Genomic DNA, 18939 nt, shown 5'->3' with positions numbered 1-18939 from the left:
CCCCACAGTACTATACATGCGCCCACATGCGGGTCGATGGGGAAGGTATGCGCTGCTGGTGGGTGTTGCCGCGCCTGCGGAGACTTGCCACACCTCTGGGGTTTTCCCACAACTCTGGAGTTTTTCCGCAGTTCGGTTTACCGATGGGGAACTACTCCCTGCGATGGGTACCGTTCGAGCGTCGCAATACCTTACAAGCAAAGCACTTACAACAACGACTTCAGGACACACCGAACGAATAAAGGGCCCATGGATCGATAGCCCCCCGAGGTGTAGCAAAACCAGGTGGGACAAAACAACGTGGGGGAGAATCGCGGGCGTGACGGGAGCCTCGATCGTGGTGGCTGCTGTGGCCCTTTGCGAGGTGGCGGTCGATCGGCGAAAATGGGGCGGTTCGACCGCCCCGCCCCCGCCGATTGGCTTCCCGATGGACCGACCTGCCGACCCCACCGCCGCGCCGCCCGACGAGTTGCGCGAGGTGCTGCAGGAGTACTGGGGGTACGATAGCTTCCGGCCGCTGCAGGCCGAGGCCATGAACTGCGTGATGAGCGGCCGCGACTCGCTGGTGGTGCTGCCGACCGGCGGTGGCAAGTCGCTGTGCTACCAGGCCCCTGCGCTCGCCATGCCTGGCGTAGCGGTCGTGGTGTCGCCGCTCATTTCGCTGATGAAAGACCAAGTCGACGCCCTGCGGGCCAATGGCGCGCCGGCCGCGTTTATCAATAGTTCGCTGTCGCCTGAAGAACGTCGCACCGTCACCCAACAGGTTCGCAGTGGCGAGATTAAACTGTTGTACGCCGCGCCGGAACGCATCGTCCGCGACCATACCTTGTCGTTCCTGCGGTCGGTTGGCGTGTCGTTCGTCGCCATCGACGAGGCGCACTGCGTCAGCACGTGGGGACATGACTTTCGCCCGGAGTACACGGAACTCGGCAAGCTCAAGCAAGCCCTGCCCGGCGTGGCGATTCACGCTTACACGGCCACCGCCGCCGATCGCGTGCAGCAGGATATTGCTCGTGGGCTTTCGCTCGAGTCGCCCGAGCTGCTGATCGGTTCGTTCGATCGCCCCAACCTGGTATACCGCGTGCGGCGAGCCTCGCGAAAGCTGCAACAGATTCAAGAAGTCATCGAACGACACCGAGGCGACTCGGGCATCGTGTACTGCATTAGCCGCAACGAAGTGGAGAGCGTCGCCGCCGAGCTAAAGTCCGCGGGCGTGCGGGCCGCACCGTACCACGCCGGCATGAGCGACGTCGCTCGCGGGCGGAACCAGGAGGGTTTCCTGGGCGACCGCATCGACGTGATCGTCGCCACCGTGGCGTTCGGCATGGGCATCGACAAGCCCAACGTGCGATTTGTGATCCACGCCGGCATGCCCAAGTCGCTGGAAGCCTACGTGCAGGAGAGCGGCCGTGCGGGTCGCGATGGTTTGGAGTCGGAGTGCCTGCTGCTGTACAAGGGTAGCGACGGCGTCCTGTGGCGACGGATGATCGAAGAAGGCGAACCGGCGGCCCAGGAGGGGGCGGTGCGATCGCTGGAGGAGATGATGCGATTCACCACGTCGGTCGGTTGCCGACATCGGGCGATCGTCGAGTACTTTGGCCAGATGTTCGAGCGGGACAACTGCGGCGCCTGCGACTTCTGCCTGGGCGAGCTATCGTTTGCGGACGACGCCTTGGTGAACTCGCAAAAGATCATCTCCTGCGTGGCCCGACTCCAGCAACGTTTCGGCGCCAGTCACACCGCCAAGGTGCTGGCCGGCTCGAAGGATCAGAACGTAACGCGGTTCAATCACACTGAATTGAGCACCTACGGCATTCTCAAACACGAGCACGGCACCACAATCCGCGACTGGATCGAGCAACTGGTGGGGCAAGGGCACCTGGAGAAAGTGGGCGAATATGGCGTGCTGCAGATAACAACCACTGGCCGCGAAGTACTCCGCGGCGAGACCACGCCCCAACTGCTGGCCCCCGTGAAACGCGTGAAAGAGTCGCGCACCCGCACCGAAGCCAACTGGGAAGGGGTCGATCGCGGGCTGTTCGATAAGCTGCGTGAGCTCCGCGCCGAGCTGGCCGCCGAGAAAGGCGTACCGGCCTACATCGTGTTTGGCGATAACGCCCTGCGCGACATGGCCCGCCGCCGCCCCACGACGCACGAGTCGTTCGCCGGCGTACGTGGCGTCGGCGCCGCAAAGCTCCGCGACTATGGCGACGTGTTCATCCAAGCGATTGTCGCGTACTGCAGCGAGATGGGCCTGGCCACGGAAGTGGAAGAGAGCTTCTGACCCGGCCAACTGCGAGCGGTGTCCGCCACAGACACAAAAAAAGCGGGGTTGAGCATTGCTCAACCCCGCTTTGAGGGTTTCAAATTGTCAGCAGCCGAAAGCTGCCTAATAAGTCGAGGACTTACTTGCGGCGGGCGAAGCCAACCAGACCGACGAGGGCCAGACCGGCGATAGCCAGGGTGCTGGGCTCGGGAACAGTCGCGGTAACCGTAAATTGGAGGTCACCCTCGCTGGAGGGAACCGTCAGGATGCCCGTTTGCACACCGTAAGCTTTGGAAGCGGCCACTGCACGATTGATACCTAGATCAATCGAAGTCTCATCCCAAGCGGGGATGGTGAACACATCGTTGTCGATGGTCGGCTGGCCGGTAAAGACAGTGTCATCCAATGCACCAATGGCTCCGGCCAGCAGGTCGGAGAAATCCACCCACTTGTCGGTCAGGTCAATAGTGCTGCCAGGTGCGGGGTCAGTAGGATCGCCTGGATCACCACCAATGACACCATTCATGATAGGCACCGACAGCATGGTCAGCGGAGCGTCGCCAGGATCGGCGTTGCTGAAGTACTGCAAAGTACCATTGGCATCCGGGGACAGGGTGACACGTGCCGTGGGGACATCGGTACCACTGGGAATGTCGGTACCAACACCAGGTGCCCAGGCGTAGTTGAATCCATCCGTGTCGGAAATCTTGGCAGAGGAACCCGGTGCCAAATTGGCAGCGGCACCAACCGTCAAAACGGGCATGGCGGATGTTGAAGTCAAACCACCGATGGTGACAAAGGTGTCGAACTCAACGCCTGCGTCCACACCGAACAGGGCAGGATTCGGGGCAATATTAGCTCCGAAAGCGGCGTTTTGATAGATGTCACCCGAGGTGAGCTCGATGACCATCTGCTGACCGCGGAGGTTGCTGTCAAAACTGACCAGCACGTCATTCGCGATGTAACCAGCGCCCGCAGCCTCAGCTGGGGTCTGGGCAAATTTGACATCTAGGACTGCGGCATTGGCAAAGCCTGCCGAAATCATGATTAAGGAACAAACAGAAGCTGCAAATAGTTTACGCATGTTTTTTTAAACTCCACTGAGACTGCTAAGTATGTGTAACTCTATGCTGTCAGAGAAAATGTTAAACCGAAGGGCCTGACAGCCTTGAGTGCTAAACAACGCACTCAACCGGTGTACATCTGCATTAGCTAAATTCCTATCTGCTCAAGCCCAAATACAGTCTGTGCGAAGTCGAGTATATCGTCAAAACTCAATGACAATGTTATACCGCAGCGCCCCGACCAACGCTACTGCCAGCAGGATGGGCTACAACTTTACGACTGGCGTGCACGGAGGCCAACCAAGCCCATCAAGCCACCAACCAGCAACACCATCGTGCCGGGTTCAGGAACAGCCACGGCGGATACTGCACCGCTGAACGTATTCCAGTTCGACAGCAGACGAGTCAACTCGTCGTCATCAATATTGTCGCCAATCGGCTGATCACCATCCCAAGTGCCAGGAACCGATGCGGAGGGCGAGTTCCAGTTCGACAGCAACAGCGTCAGGTCGCCGTCTTCCACACCACCGCTTCCATCGAAGTCGCCCGGCAAAAAGTCAGGACCAACTGGCACCGTAACAGCAGGGATGTCATAGATGTCGTCAGAACCAACACCATTGTTGTTGTCCTGAGCAATCAGGCCACCAAAGGTGGCTTCGTTGACGGTAGTGGAGAAGGTCAAAGCCGCGTAGTCACCGGCAGCGGTGAAAAAGGTGCTTCCCAGCGGCACGAAGAGCGAGTCGACGGTGCCTGCACCCAAGTCGGCGGTAACACTGGCGTAGTCGGTCACACCCTCGGTGATACCACCACCGATGTAGGGGTCGATACCAGGATTGATGATGGTGCCGTCTTCCTGGAAGTCGGGAGCAACAATCGCCCAGGAATCCTGAATCAAGCCGCCATCGGCAACTTCGATCTGGAAGGCCGTGGCGAGCGAGCCGCCAACACCTTCGCCAGTGCCGAAGTCGGCGAACAGGCTGGCGTCCGGAGTAAAGGACAAAGTCCAGTCGTATTGGCCACCACCAGCGTCAACACCAACCAGTGAGGCGGAGGGTTGGGCAAAGGACTGGCTACCACAGAAGACAGCTACCACTGCTGCCGCAAAAAATCTCTTCATTGACATTGCTATCTCTCCACCCTCGTTGATTGAAAGACGACGATTGCGAAATTGGATGAACTCTAATTGTCTCGTCATTGGTGCAATGGCCGCTTGGCCACTCCTCTTCTACGGGGAACTTTCAGCTTGACCTCCGATAGAACGAAGGCGAGTTCGGTGTGACTTGAAAGCTAATTTCCGAACTGCTGAAACATTGCCCGTAGAAGATGAGTGGTGGTCAAGCAGACAAATCCAATTCGATGCTTCTAGTGGGACAATCCACGTACGAAGTTCCGCATTAGAATCTGTCTCTCCAAACCAATAACACAACTCTCTTGGTGACCACCAAACGGGCAGCGAGTTCAATGGTCGACACGGACGCATTATGTTAGGGCTTTTCGGGGCTGTCAAGCAGTTTCTAAGGTTAAAAGGGCTTTTTCGGTAAAATCTCACATACCCGCTTAAACGGTCCCTCTTAAACACGGCGTCGCCGCCGCGTTATAAGGGCTGCAATAGCGGTAAATGCGAGTAACGTAACGGTTTGTGGCTCGGGAACGGCCGCGGAGCTGATCGGTGCGGCGACGATCGGTGTAGCCGCTAAACCGAAGTTATTCTTCCAGACGGTGTAGTCTCCCGCATCTATGACGCCGCTTTGATCGCCGTCAGCGGCGGAGCCAACAGGCGAGACGGCCAATCCTAGCGTGTTTCGCCAGACTGTGTAGTCGGCGAGGTCGACAATGCCATCCTCGTTATAGTCGCCGAAGTCGGCGGTGGGGACCGTTAGATTGGATCGCACGATGGTGCTGGGCGTGATCAGGTCGGAACTGGCGCCAATGTCGGTGGCCCCTGAGGGGGCGTTTACAAAGACGTGCCCCTGAGGCATTTGTGCTGCGGTACTGTAGAAAGCGGGGCTTTGTCCTGCGGCGAAGGTTCCGGAGGCCAACACGGCGGCCTGGTCCCAATCGGGGTCGCCCAGGTCATCGCCATCCCCCCAAAGTGGGTTGTTGAGATTTTCGAGCGTGCTTCGCACCGGGCCAATCGCCGAGGCGTTGGGAAAATCGGTGGCCTGGTCGGTGTAGTTGGGCGTGGCCCCTTCCGGGTCGACAATGGAGCCTACACCGTAAAAATGCGTCTGTTCGGTGGCAGGAGCCGATGCGCTGGCCTGATAGAAGCCCAGGTTCACATAAGTGCTGTGGTTGGCCACGATCGGTTGAAAGCCAGCAATATTGCCGCCATTCACCGTGCCGTTGGGGGCCAGGTTGAGAATGCCGGTGGGGTTGATATCGCGGAGATAAAAGAAGACATCCAGCAGGCCAGACTCGTCCGTTTTGGCGGCCACCTGCCAGGTTCCCCCGGAGCTGGGATTGGTATCGTCGTTGTAGAACACGTTGAGACTGAGATCGATTGCGTCTGCTTGTACAACGCCGGAAAAGACGCTCAAAAACAGCGCAAGGGTCAGCCCAAGGCGGGGGGCAACTGCGGGGATACTATTCACGGATGAACCTCTGTTGATACCGCCTGCTCGAGGCGCTCGCCGCCGATTGCCCCGAAACCAAGATGCTTGGTGGCGCTTGGATCGCTCGACGCGAGTGTAATTTCCACGGCAAAAAACGCCGGTTGTGTGAGAGTTGCCCACCAATCCCGCGATAGGCGTGAAGGGGCAGGCAGTCTCTGTTCCATTTCTTCAGTTTACTCAGGTCTACCAAACCCTCAAGCAGTTTTTCTATTCGCCCGCGGGTCGGCTCGATTTCGCTCTCTATGGGAGATGCCGCAGTGGGAATTTGGACGCCGAAGGCGTAAACTCGGATAATTGGTCATCCCCCCCCGTACGAGTCGCTGGTCGACTTGGCGGTCGACCACTCTTTTAACCCTGGAAAAACCGAGGCAGAGCGCCAAAGTGGCCGAATTGCGGACCTTTGTCTTCTCCGACCTGGTGGGGTCGGTGGACCTGAAGAGCGAGATGCCTGGTGGCAGCGATGCCGAGCGGGACGAGGCGTTCGTTACCCAAATTCTTTCGCCCCACCGCGACCGGATTGAGAATTTTGCCACCGATTTCGGTGGGCGCGTCGTGTCCACTGCTGGCGATGGCCATTTCCTGGTGTTTGCCGACGCCGCATCGGCGGCCCGCTGGGCGATGGAAATTGTCCGCACCCACGAGGAGAAGCCGCTATCGAGCCCGCTGGGCACCAAAGCTCAAGTGCGAATCAGCATGCACCTGGGTTCGCCACAAATCGACCCTCGCGACCCGCATAACTTTGTTGGCAAGGCCGTCGATTACGCCGCACGGCTAAACGACTTCTCGGCGAGCGGCCAGATCCTGGTATCGCGGGCGGCTCGCGCCATTCTGGAAGATGCGGGGCTGAATGGGGTGGAGTTTCACTCGCATGGGCGCCGCGACCTGAAGGGTATCGGAAAAGTAGAAATACACGAGTTACTGTTCGACGGCCGCCAGCCACAGGACACGCGTCGCACGCCCAAGCCCGAAAAGCCACGCGACTGGACGGTGCATCCCGATACGGTTGCCTACTCGAAACTCGCTGGCATCTTGCCCGATGGAGGCGTGCCCGCCAGTACCACCACGGTGCGTCCCACGCGGTTGGGTAACTACGAACTCGGCGCCTTGGTCGGTGCCGGCGGCATGGGCGACGTATTCCAAGCGCGGCATTCGCAGTTCGGTCGGCTGCGGGCAGTGAAAGTAATCAAGCCGCACCTGGTGGCCGCTGGTCAGCACGAGGTGGTGAAGCGGTTTTATCAGGAGATCAAAGCGATTGGGGGTCTCGAGCACCCCAACATCGTGGTGGCAATCGACTCCTCGACGCCGGATGACGAAACCCACTTCCTGGTGATGGAATACGTCGATGGCACCAGTGCCGGCGACCTGGTCGAGCGGTTCGGGCCGATGTCGGTGGCCAACGCCTGCGAGGTAGCGCGGCAGACGGCCATTGGGCTCGATTACATCGCGCAGCAAGGGATGGTGCATCGCGATATCAAACCTTCGAACCTGATGATTACGTCGGTGGCTTCGCCACACCTGCTGGGCGCAGACACGCCGGCGGTATCTCACCAGCAGCCCCTGGTAAAAATACTCGACCTGGGACTCGCGCTACTGGTGGGCGACGACCATGAGCGGCTTACGCGCCTCGACCATCGGGCGATGGGCACGGCCATGTACATGAGCCCCGAGCAGTGGCGTACGACTAGTGTCGACATTCGTTCGGACATTTACTCGTTGGGCTGCACGCTGTACCACCTGCTAAGTGGCAAGCCGCCGTTCCTCGACTCGGAACTGCGGCCCGAGAAAGCGCACGAAAAGGGCAAGGTACCGCCGATCCGAGGTGGCCAGCAGATCCCGCGCCCGCTGTGGACCGTCCTGCGCAAGGCACTGGCCAAGGATCCGCACGAACGATATCAATCGCCCGCCGAACTGGCAGAAGACCTGGCGCAGTTTGCCGTGGGCAACACCCTGGTCGATCTGGTCGAACAGTCTCGGCACAAGCCAACCAATGCACCGACTCAGCAGGGCCACGCCAGCGACACGCTGGCGGCCAACGGTACTCACTCGGATACGCTCCTAGCGGGACGACAACTCGGCTCGTCACTCACCGCGACGCCAGCAGCCACTCGGCGGTGGTTGTGGGGCGCGATGGCGGCACTGGCGGTGGCCGTGGCGGCAGGCGTCTGGCTGGCGGATCAGGTTTCGCGAAGCGAGGCCCAACGGGCCCAGGACAAACGCGAAACCGCCGCCTTCGCAGCCGGCGTAGCCGCCAAGAACATCGCAACTGAGATCAACAGGCGGTTCGACCGTTTGATTGATCTATCGCTGTCGACCGCCCCCGTATTGCCAGGCCCGGACGGGGGCAAGGTTTCCTTGCAGAAGTATGTCCAGATAGTAGATGACGCCTCGCGGGACCCTTCGCTGGATGCGAGAGAGTTTCACGAGCTCTGGAAACCGCTAGGCGTGTGGCTGCAGGGGGAGAAAGACGACTACGACCGGCGCAGCCCTTCGGAGAGTTGGTTCATCGTGATTCGCGATGGCACTCAAGTGGCCCGGGCGCCCAACTCCCGCAGCGTGGGAAAGAACTACGCGCACCGCGACTACTTTCATGGCCAGGGCACCGATCTTGAGGAAGGTGCAACTGGCGTCGCCCCCATCGAGTTGCCCCACCGTTCGGCCGTGTACGAGAGCACTTCGACGAAGAAGATGAAGGTGGCCTTCAGCGTGCCGGTTTGGGATAGCTCGAGCCTCTCGATCAACAGCCAAGTGGCGGGCGTGTTGGCCATGAGTCTCGACCTGGGGGGATTCCTGGCCCTGGAAGACAGGCTGCCCCCCGGTAAGGAAGTCATGCTGGTCGATCTGCGGGTCGACGAGATCGAAGGGACTCCCAAGCGGGGACTCATTCTGCATCACAACGATCTGGCCAACCGCAACAAGGCGGGAAGTCTGGCGCGGTTGTCCGAAGATCTGCTGGTGCGCGTCGAGAAGGCGCTAAAGTCGGGCGAGCGACTCAAGATTATCGACGACTACAGCGACCCGCTTGGGCGGCCCGGTAAGGGGAAATTCTGGTGTGCGGTGGCTCCTGTCGAGGTACTGCGAAACAACGATGAAGTTATCCCCACTGACTGGGTGGTCTTAGTGCAAGAGGAAAAGTGACCTCCTTGGTGGCTTTCCGGCCACCACGCTGGTCGCCCACCTGCTAGCTAGCTGCTCGTCCGCAACTTCGGGGGCCCGTTCAGCCCCCCGCTGCTGCTCAACTATTGGGCAGCAATCCGCCGCTTCGGGCAACGTTTGGCCTCTTCTTGGGCACTTACGTCATTGGCACTCCGATTGCATGTCTGCGCCGCCCCGGCGTCACTTACCTTTCGCCGCAGGGATGCTGGCAGCCGCCAGTCGCCCACCCCCCCCGGAACAAGAACAAGGCAATTTCGAGTAACTGCATGGCTAGCTCGCCATTCAATCTGATTCTCTGTGCGCTCATAGCGGCCACCTCGGCATGCTGCGTAGCCAGCGCTAGCGATTTCTCCTTGGCGGACGTCGAGAAAATCGCCGAGCGGATGGCCAAGGAGCCCCACACGCCACCCACGAAGGTAGGTGGGCCCTTCCTCGACCTGAACTACGACACGTACCGCCTGATCGCACAACGCCACGAGAATGCTCTGTGGCGCGATCTCGGCTTGGAGACCTGGGTCGAGTTCTTCCCGGCCGGCTTTCTGTTCGAGTACCCCGTCAAAGTGCACGTGGTTGAAGGCGACCAGGTGACCGAAGTGGAATATGGCGACCGTTGGTTTCAGTTCCGCGGCGAAGCCGAGCGTCTGGCCGATGCGCCAGGTGGTGGTTTCGCGGGGCTGCGTTTGATGTCCCAACTGCCCGGCAACGAACACAAAACAGAATACTTGGCCTTTCTCGGCGCGAGCTACTTCCGCGGCATCGGCAGCGGTCAGTGGTATGGCTCTTCGGCACGCGGACTGGCCGTCGACATTGGGCTCGGTAAGCCGGAAGAGTTCCCGCGGTTTCTGGAGTTCTGGATCGAACGCCCCGACACCAGCAAGAGCGACTGCCCCCAGCGGATGTGGGCCCTGCTGGAAAGCCCTGGGGTCGTGGGAGCCTATGAGTTTTGCATTCGTCCAGGCGAGGAGACCAAGGTAGGCGTCACCGCCCGCATCTGGCAGCGGCACGGCATTCAGAAGCTGGCCCTGGCTCCGCTGACCAGCATGTTCATGTGGAATCCAGCTACCAAGCCTGCCAACGACCCGCGCCCCTCGGTGCACGATGCGGATGGCTTGCTCATCCACCGCGACGACGACGAATGGGTGTGGCGCGATCTGAAGCGTCCCGTGAAACCACAAGTCGAAGCGTGGCAGGTACAGCAACTTCACGGGTTTGGGCTGATGCAGCGGGATCGCGATCCCGATAACTACCAGGACAACGAAGCACACTACCACCTGCGGCCCAGCGTGTGGGTGGAGACCGGTGCACGCGACGCCTGGGGTCCCGGCACCGTCGAGTTGCTGGAGCTGCCCGCGGAGCACGAAGGCGTCGATAACATCGGTGCCTACTACGTGATCGACCAGACGAAGGTCGACCTTAGCCAGTCGATCGAGATCAACTACGAACTGAGCTTCGGCACCTCGCTGCCGTGGGGACATCAGGTTGCCCCCGTTATCGACTCGCAGATTCGGCAAGCAAACGGCACCGTGAGCGTTGAGTTCCAAATTCCTGAGAACCTCTCGGGCGACGACATCGTACTGTCGCCCGTGGCAAAGTGCTCCCACGGACGGATCACTTCGATCGACTACACGCCGAGCGGCAAGTCGACCGTCGAGGTATCGATTCGTTACCAGGCCGACGAAGCACGCGAAGCGCGGATCGAGGTCTGGCTGGAGAAACAACAGAAGAAAGTCAGTGAGGTTTTCAGCCATCGCTGGAGCCCCGCCGTAGAGAACCTGAGATTGGTGAATCAATGATGGATATTCAACACCCCGCACACGCGTTTACCGTCACCTCGCATGGTGTGGAAGAGTTCGACCAGCACGCCAGTGCCGAACTCCACCACCACCGCCAGCAGGCACGCATTCTGGTGGCCGACTACGCCCGGCATCAGGGACTCCGCGACCCCGACCAACTAGCCCGCCTGGCCAGCCAGTGCGTGCAGACGGCCGACGAATGGCTGGCCCGGCAGGTGTCCGAAAGCGAACTCCCTTCGCTCGAAAGCGTATCGGTTCGCATTGCGGCCCGCACGCTCGGGCTAGACCAACCACCCGCGGCGGAGGAGTCGCCCAGCCCAACGACTTGGGTTCCCGAGGGATGCCAGCGGCAAATGCCCGCCCAACCGCTAGGCGAGTTGGTAACGGCTGCGTCGCCCACATTCTGGAAACAGGTCCTCACGCAATTCACGGCGTTTGTGGCCATTGCCACATCGAAGATCGGGCTGTGATCCTCACCGCCACATTGCTTACCTCTGCCCTCCCCCGCAGGTAAACCACCATGTTTCAATGGCACTTGACTGCTGCGCGTGCTGCGCTGGTGATGGTCGCCGCCATGCTCGGCCTGTTCATCACTAGCACGCTGCTGCCCAATATGACCGTCGACGGGGTCACGCTGGCCGATGTGCTGGTAGCGGGACTGCTGTTTGTGCTGATCACCTGGCTGGGCCTGTGGTCCGGCGTGGCGACCATCGGTTTCCTCCTCGAGCTCACCGGCCGCCGAGCGTCGAACGTTGAACTGGCGCCGGAGCTTCGCAATCCCAACTGCACTACGGCCGTCCTGATGCCGGTGTACAACGAGGACCCCAAAGCGGTATACGCCGGCTTGGAAGCCATGCGCGAATCGGTCGCCGACGCGGGCCTGGGCGATCAGTTTCAGTTCTACATCCTCAGCGACTCCACCGATCCCGACAAATGGTTGGCCGAAGAGCGCGAGTGGCAGCAGCTCGACAAACGGCCCGAACTGCCGCGGGTGTTCTATCGCCATCGGCCGCAGAACACCTGTCGCAAGGCGGGCAATATTGCCGATTTTTGCGAACGATGGGGCGCAGCCTATCGTTATATGGTTGTCCTTGACGCCGATAGCTTGATGGAAGCAAGTGTACTCGCCGAACTGGTGAGACGTATGGAGGCGGATCGGCGTCTGGGCATCCTGCAAACTCCCCCCCTGCCCTTGGGCGATTCGTCGCTGCTGGCACGCAGCCAGCAGTTCATCGCCCGACTCTGCGGGCCCATGCTCTCGACGGGTCTCTCCTGGCTCTCGGGCGATGGTGGAAACTACTGGGGGCACAACGCCATTATCCGCGTTAGCGCGTTTACACGTTACTGTGGATTGAGCGAGCTGCCCGGCAAGAAGCCGCTGGGTGGCGAGATTCTCAGTCACGACTTCGTCGAGGCCGCCTTGATGCGACGCGCCGGCTACAAGGTTCAGCTGGCCGCCGACTTGCTGGGCAGCTACGAACAAAGCCCCACCACGCTGACCGCTTATGCCCAGCGCGACCAACGTTGGTGCCAGGGCAACCTGCAACACACGCGACTGATTGCCAGCAAGAACATCCCGCTGGAAAGCCGGTTCCACTTCCTCACGGGTGTGCTCGCCTATGGCAGTTCGCCGCTGTGGGCCATGTTCCTGCTGCTTAGTCCGCTGGCGTTCTATCATGGGCAGCAAGCTCCCGAAGGCCAGGCGGCGTGGGTGCCGGCTGCCATCTTCGCCACGGTGCTCGCGCTGCTGTTCCTGCCCCGGCTGATGGGATACCTGCTTGCCGTGAAGGACCAGCACGAACGCGCCGGCTTTGGCGGCGCAGGGCGACTTGCCCTTGGCACCCTGGGCGAACTGATGCTCTCGGTGCTGCTGGCCCCCATTATGATGACTTTCCATACGCTGTTCGTGTGGTCCACGCTCCGCGGCAAGTCCGTGGAATGGAATGCCCAGGATCGCACCGGTGGCGGACTCACCTGGGGCGACGCCTGGTGTGCCCACTGGTGGCAAACCGCGCTGGGTCTCATCGTGGCCGCAGTCTCCATCTGGATGTCTCCCACCTTGGCACTCTGGCTGTTGCCCATCACTACGGGGCTCGTCCTCTCGGTTCCGCTTTCGATCATGGTTAGCAGCAAGACGCTGGGCCAACGACTTAAGCGATGGGGATTGTTGACGGTGCCCGAGGAAGTCGAACCGCCGGCCATCGTGTGCCGCTACCGGCAGCACCTGACCGAGATCGCCACCCGCTCGCCCGCCGAGGTACCATTCCTCGATTTCCTCCGCGACGCCACGGCCGTGGGCGATCACCTGCATCTGCTCGAGTCCACCAAAGCGGTCCGCCCTGCCGAGCCCGCCGCCAAGCAAAGCATCCTGCAATGGGTGACCGCCCCGCGCGTGCGCGACCTGGCCCGCGACGAAAAGTGGGCCGTGCTGTCCGATCCCGAACTGCTCGAAGCGTGCCACGTCGGCGTCTGGACCGCCGCGACGACCTAGCCTCGCTAACAGCGAAATCGCGGCGCGCACCCCATCCGGCACCGCACGCAGGTCCGGCCCGTACCGCGCTCGTTTGGCGACTGCTGTTTGTGGTCCCGTTTTTTTGGGCCCAGCCCCCCCCCAATCGCATCCGTGGGCCCAAAACTCAGAGGGTTTTGGTCACCCCCCAAGTGGTGAAACCCCTTGTTTTCCAGTGCAAACCAACCGCCGGGTGCGACAAAACCCCACGAGTAGTCCCCACCTATCCGGCGAGTTGTCCCAATACTCCCAGGTGGGCCCAAAACCCTTGTGGTCGCCCAACCTCACCTACTCACCTACTCACCCGCGACTAGCGCCGTCGGCTCAGGTAGCTTGCGCACCTTCCGCGCATCCACCCAGCCCGCGCGGCACCTTCATTAGATCGCACCACTGCGCGATATCTACGGCAACTTTTTTACAACCGAGTTTTCGACGCCCGACCGCGCCGCCACCATCCACGATCCGAAACGGGGACACTCATCCCCGGCCATCCCTCACAGAGCACATCAGGCGAACGCCGTCCCCCAAATGAAGCAATCTGCGGGGCGGGATCTGGATGGGTGCCATGGCCCCGCTTTGTTCGCGAAGTCTCTTCGAGCGGGACAAAACCGGCCTGTGGGCAGGATTCCGGGCCAGCGTACTTACCAACGCCGTCCCCACACCCGCGGCTAGCGCCGTCGGCTCACTCCACCCCGCCAATCGTCGGCCTGGTTGCGGTAACTTAGCGCTTCCATACGCAATCTTTAGCTCTTAAAATCCGGGTGTCAGGCTTACCTTGTCATCAGCGCGACTATTCGGTGCGGAGTTTTACGATGTCCCCACAGGACCAGGAGCTAGCCTCCACCGTGCTGTTTTGCCGCTCGCATGCGAATGGGACGGTCGCCCCCTACTGGCACGAATCGGGCGACTTCGAGTTGCCGGGGCAATTCGAAATCGGTTTGACGGTCGCCGATCGCTATTTTCTGAAGGAGTACCTGGGCAGTGGCGCCATGGGGCGGGTGTTTCTGGCCAACGACTTGCGTCTCGAGCGGCCCGTGGCGATGAAAGTGGTGGCCCATCACTGCGAGAACGTCGATGATCTGGAAAAAATCCTCGAGCACGAAGCCAAGATGGGCGCCAATCTGCACCATCGCGGCATTGCGGCCGTTTACGACTTTGGCTTTCACGGCGATAAATCGTTCACTATTTACGAGTACGTCGAGGGCGAAACGCTGCGCAAGCTGCTCGAGCGGCGGCGTCGCCTGCCGCTGGAAGAAGCCCTGCCCATCGTCAGCGAGTTGGCCGTTGCCCTCGACTTTGCCCACCTTCGCGGTGTGGTGCATCGCGATCTGAAACCGGCCAACATCAGCTTCACCAAAGGGGGCGAGTTCAAGATCCTCGACTTTGGACTCGCCCGCGATACCCGGCAGGAGATCGAGGCCGGCGTCTATTCCGGCACGCCCGCCTACTCGTCGCCCGAGCAGTGCGCTTGCCGGCCGACCGATGGCCGATCGGACCAATACGCGCTGGCATTGATCGTGTTCGAGATGCTCACCGGCCAGAAGGCCATCGCCAGCGGCAACCCGGCGAGCGTGCTCAAACGGCAGATCCACGACCAGCCGCCACGCCCCCGCGAACACTTGGCCGATCTGCCCGAATCGACCGAACTGGCCATCCTGCGGGCGCTGAGCAAACATCCGGCCGACCGGTTCGCAACGTGCCGCGAGTTTGCCGCCGCATTGGGCGACGCCCGCGCGAGCGCCACGCACACGGTGTCGACGCCCGTCGAACGGCGGATCGGATTCTACGTGAGCCACGTGGCCGAGGAGTCGTTGCTGGCCCGGCAGATTGCCTGCGAACTGGAACACGAACGGTTTGTCACCTGGTACTACGGCCGCGACGCCATCCCTGGCATCCCGTTCTTCAGCCAGGCGAATGCGGCCATCGAGCGATCGCAGGCGGTGCTGCTGTTGCTGTCGCGGCCGGCCCTGCGCTCGGGCGACTTGCGCCGCGAGATCGAATACGCTCACCAGATCGGTTGCCCGGTGGTGCCGCTCTTGATCGACATGGCGCGGGAGGAGTTCGAGCAACTGGCGCCCGCCTGGCGGCAGCTTGTGGGTGGCTCGACCATGGTGGAGTACCGCCGCAATACGGCGCTGGCGCCGTTACTGGAGCGAATCAACAGCGCGGCCCAGGCCCTGGAAATAGCCGCCGACCGCCAGGAGCGTGGCGCCCCGCGCGTCGACACGCCCAAAGTAGTGGGCCAGACCTGGGCCACCGACGCCAATCAGATCGAAATCGCCGACCTGGACAAAGTGCTGTTCCGCAACGAACTGATCGACAGCTTCCTGAACAGCCCCCACCGCCACTTCATCTCCGCCACCAAGGGGTTTGGCAAGACGCTGCTGTTGACCTGCAAGCGGCACCTGCTCACCCAATCGAGCGCCTCGCGCAAGAAGGCGCCGATCATGGTGCCCGAGGGGCGACCCTACCTCGACTTCATGAGCGAGATGCGATCGGTGTCGTCCCGTTACGAGGAGCCGTTGTCGGACGTGTCGATGACCAAGCGGCTGTGGAGTGCGGCGCTCCGCGTGTCGGCCATCTCCCACTTTCCGACCGTCATCGACAAGGTCGAAGCGCGGGAGCTGGACGTCTATCCGAGCCTGATTCGTCATTGGCTCGGTGGCGTGAAGATTCAGCCTACCGTGGTGTTCAAGGAACTCACCACGCTGGGGGTCGGCGAACTGAACCGCCTGATCGACCGCACCGAGAACTTTCTCGACCACAACATGCGACAGATTCACGGGGGAGCCTACTTCTTCATCGATAAAGTCGACCAGGCGATCCGTCACTTGTCGCAAGACGCGTGGATCGCCGTGCAGGCGGGGCTGATCGAAGCGGCCTGGGACCTGATGAACGCCAATAGTCACCTCAAGGTGTTTGCCTCGATTCGCCAGGAGGCGTTCAGCAACTACCAGTCGGACATCAAGTCGAACCTGTTCGCCTCCACAATCTGCCTCGATTATTCCGACGAGGATTTGCAGGCCTTGTTCGATCAACTGGCCCAATGCTACGAAGGGCTGCCCGACTTCACCGAGTTTCTCGGCCTGAAGGTCATCCGGCACGGGCGTCGCCCCGCGCCCGAGGACGCGTTTGGTTACGTCCGTCGCCATACGTGTGGCCGCCCCCGCGATCTGGTGGCCATCGCATCGCGGGTGTCGTCCAACCGTTCGACGATGAACGAAAGTCGGCTGCGGGAAGTGGTTCAACAGACTTGCGCCGACGTGGTGGTCTCGAATCTGTTCGACGAGATGAGCGTTTTCCTGAACTGCCTGGGCGACCGAGACGCCCGCATGCGATTTTTGTCGCGGGTTCCCAGCAACATCCTCGAGCGGCAGGTTGCCGTTCGGATGTGCGAGGAATTCAACGGCCTGGAGCCGGACACGCTTGCCCACTTTGCGGACGACTCGAGCGCCGTCTACCATCCTTTCCGCGATCTCTATTTTGTGGGGCTGTTGGGCGTGGTGCGGCGCAACCCCGAGTCGGGCATGCTGGTGCAACGCTTCCGCCGCCCACACGATTCCGTTTCGCCCACGGCGACCGAACTGCTCGAATCGCCGGTGCTATTGATCCACCCGGCGCTCGACACGTTCATCCGCCGGCAACGCATCGGCTCCGATTTCATCCAGTTCCAGCACATCCGCGTGGGCGAGAAGCTGGTGTGGCAACCTTACTACACCAAGCTGATGCAGGTCGAATCGCTGCTGCCGCAGATCGAGGACCGCCAGTTCGTCGAGCTGACGCACCAGGTCCTGAAGCGCATCCAGGCCCTGATCGACGCCGGCCCCCACCGCCTGGCCCGCGTGGAGATCGAAACCAGCACGGAATGGAAGACGCTCTATGCTTACGAGCACAAGGATCTCTGTTCGGATGTGCTCTTGTGGCTGGAAGAGTTGTTGGGGGAATTTTGACAGTGATTTCGCCATTGGGAAGAGACGGGATTTACAGGATTGACGGGATGGACTTGAATCCGGTCGATCCTGTCAGAAAACAAAGCCGGCTACCTCGCAAAACATAAATGACCACCCTCGTCGCCCTCGTCACCGAAGATCGCTATACCGCCACCGAGGCGGCCGCGGGCGATTGGTATCTGCAAAACATCCTCGATGAAGATCGTCTGCTGAGCGAGGCGCTCGCGCGGCTCGATCTCTCCTCAATGCGGGTCAGTTGGAGCGATCCGTCGGTCGACTGGTCGCAGTTTCGCTGCGCGGTGATTCGCTCGACTTGGGACTACTTCGATCGCTTCGATGAGTTCCAGGCGTGGCTCGATCGGGTGCAGCAGGCTACCCAGGTCTGCAATCCGCCCGCGACACTCGATTGGAACATGGACAAGCACTACCTGGCCGATCTCGAGCAGCGGGGCGTGCGGATTGTGCCTTCGCGATTCATCGAGCGCGAGACTTCGGTGCAACTGGCGGCGCTACTCGACGAAACCGGTTGGCAGCAGGCCGTAGTAAAACCCTGCATCTCGGGCGGTGCGCGGCATACCTATCGTGTTGACGCATCGAACGCTAGAGAAATCGACGCGGTACTGGCACCGCTGCTGGAGCACGAGTCGTTCCTGCTGCAACCCTTCAAACAGTCGATCGTCGAGCAGGGTGAGGACACCCTGATGATGTTCGGCGGCCGCTACACACACGCGGTACGCAAGCGAGCCAAGCCGGGCGACTTCCGCGTGCAGGACGACCACGGCGGCACCGTCGAGTTGTATGCGCCAACGCCCGAGCAGATCGAACTGGCCCACGAGGCCATGGCCGCCTGCGACGAATTGCCCGTCTACGGACGCGTTGATATGGTCCAGGACGCCGAGGGCCACGCCGCTGTGATGGAACTGGAACTCGTGGAGCCGGAACTGTGGCTACGGCTGCATCCACCGGCCGCGGTAGTGATGGCCGAGGAGATTGCGCGTTGGTTGGAACAATGATGACCAAGTACCCAATGACCAATGCTTGGGCATTGGTCATTGGGTACTTCGACATTCGTCATTGAATTTAGATCACCACCGGCTTTCCCAACTTCCGTCGCACCGGCACAAACTGCCCGGCGTGCATCATGCCGTGCATGGCAAGCAAAATCCACACGGCGCCGGTGGTGGGAAACAGCTGTCGGAACGCCTCGGGTGCCGGCGCATCGAGCTCATCCTCAGTCACTTTCTCCAGCGCCGCTTTGCTCGCCGTGTGCACTTTCTCGAACAGGTCCTGGTACTCCTGCTTGGTGTAGTAATTTGCCAGGTCGAGGTTGCCAGACTGCTCCTTGGAGTGTTTGTCGGCGAAGCCTTCGGGCAGTTCGGGAGCACTGCCGGGCACGAGCATGTCCAACATCCGACACTCGGAGGTAATCAAATGCCCCAACTGCCAGGCCAACGGGTTGCAGCCCTCGGCCGGTGTTGAGATCAACTCCTCGTCCGTCAGGTCGCTAAAGTAGGAGTTCAGCACAAAGTTGCTGGTATCGAGCGTGGCGGCGATGGCCTGATTGGCGTTCATCTTCTGTATTCCTTAACACA

At 60.9% G+C, this 18939-nt stretch carries 11 protein-coding genes; 7 read left to right on the top strand and 4 right to left on the bottom strand.

Features of this window, described 5'->3' with window-relative positions; translation table 11 throughout:
- Window positions 1–319 precede the first annotated feature (319 nt).
- Window positions 320–2284, top strand: coding sequence for a DNA helicase RecQ (recQ, locus tag NG895_RS06120; protein WP_252851583.1), 1965 nt, complete (start codon window positions 320–322; stop codon window positions 2282–2284).
- A gap of 121 nt (window positions 2285–2405) precedes the next feature.
- Here the strand turns inward: recQ and NG895_RS06115 are convergent, their stop codons facing one another.
- From NG895_RS06115 to NG895_RS06105, 3 genes are all read right to left on the bottom strand, one after another.
- Window positions 2406–3311 carry a PEP-CTERM sorting domain-containing protein gene (locus NG895_RS06115; protein WP_252851582.1) on the bottom strand — a complete coding sequence of 302 codons (906 nt, stop codon included), beginning with the start codon at window positions 3309–3311 and terminating at the stop codon, window positions 2406–2408.
- Between the two features lie 293 nt (window positions 3312–3604).
- Window positions 3605–4453 (bottom strand): PEP-CTERM sorting domain-containing protein, encoded by an 849-nt coding sequence (locus tag NG895_RS06110; protein ID WP_252851581.1) that lies wholly within the window; start codon window positions 4451–4453, stop codon window positions 3605–3607.
- Between the two features lie 448 nt (window positions 4454–4901).
- A complete protein-coding gene (locus NG895_RS06105) occupies window positions 4902–5921 on the bottom strand; it encodes a hypothetical protein (RefSeq protein ID WP_252851580.1) in 1020 nt (339 codons plus the stop codon).
- A gap of 402 nt (window positions 5922–6323) precedes the next feature.
- Between NG895_RS06105 and NG895_RS06100 the strand changes: the two genes are divergently transcribed.
- From NG895_RS06100 to NG895_RS06075, 6 genes are all read left to right on the top strand, one after another.
- Entirely contained in the window at window positions 6324–9077 is a 2754-nt protein-coding gene (locus NG895_RS06100; RefSeq protein ID WP_252851579.1) for a protein kinase domain-containing protein, read from the top strand.
- A gap of 284 nt (window positions 9078–9361) precedes the next feature.
- On the top strand, window positions 9362–10888 hold the full coding sequence (locus tag NG895_RS06095; protein ID WP_252851578.1) for a glucan biosynthesis protein: 1527 nt from the start codon (window positions 9362–9364) through the stop codon (window positions 10886–10888).
- Window positions 10888–11358: a hypothetical protein gene (locus tag NG895_RS06090; RefSeq protein WP_252851577.1), complete on the top strand. Its 471-nt coding sequence runs from the start codon at window positions 10888–10890 to the stop codon at window positions 11356–11358. Before NG895_RS06095 ends, NG895_RS06090 begins: the two co-directional genes overlap by 1 nt.
- A gap of 50 nt (window positions 11359–11408) precedes the next feature.
- Window positions 11409–13379, top strand: coding sequence for a glucans biosynthesis glucosyltransferase MdoH (gene mdoH, locus NG895_RS06085; RefSeq protein WP_252851576.1), 1971 nt, complete (start codon window positions 11409–11411; stop codon window positions 13377–13379).
- 830 nt (window positions 13380–14209) lie between these two features.
- Entirely contained in the window at window positions 14210–17347 is a 3138-nt protein-coding gene (locus tag NG895_RS06080; protein ID WP_252851575.1) for a serine/threonine protein kinase, read from the top strand.
- Between the two features lie 107 nt (window positions 17348–17454).
- Entirely contained in the window at window positions 17455–18360 is a 906-nt protein-coding gene (locus NG895_RS06075; protein ID WP_252851574.1) for an ATP-grasp domain-containing protein, read from the top strand.
- A gap of 67 nt (window positions 18361–18427) precedes the next feature.
- Here the strand turns inward: NG895_RS06075 and NG895_RS06070 are convergent, their stop codons facing one another.
- Window positions 18428–18919 (bottom strand): DinB family protein, encoded by a 492-nt coding sequence (locus tag NG895_RS06070; protein WP_252851573.1) that lies wholly within the window; start codon window positions 18917–18919, stop codon window positions 18428–18430.
- Window positions 18920–18939: the final 20 nt, after the last annotated feature.

Origin of the sequence: Aeoliella straminimaris (genome assembly GCF_024054565.1) — a bacterium.
GTDB lineage: Bacteria > Planctomycetota > Planctomycetia > Pirellulales > Lacipirellulaceae > Aeoliella > Aeoliella straminimaris.
Note: the sequence above shows the minus strand (reverse complement) of the source record. Positions and strands in the feature narration are given on the sequence as shown.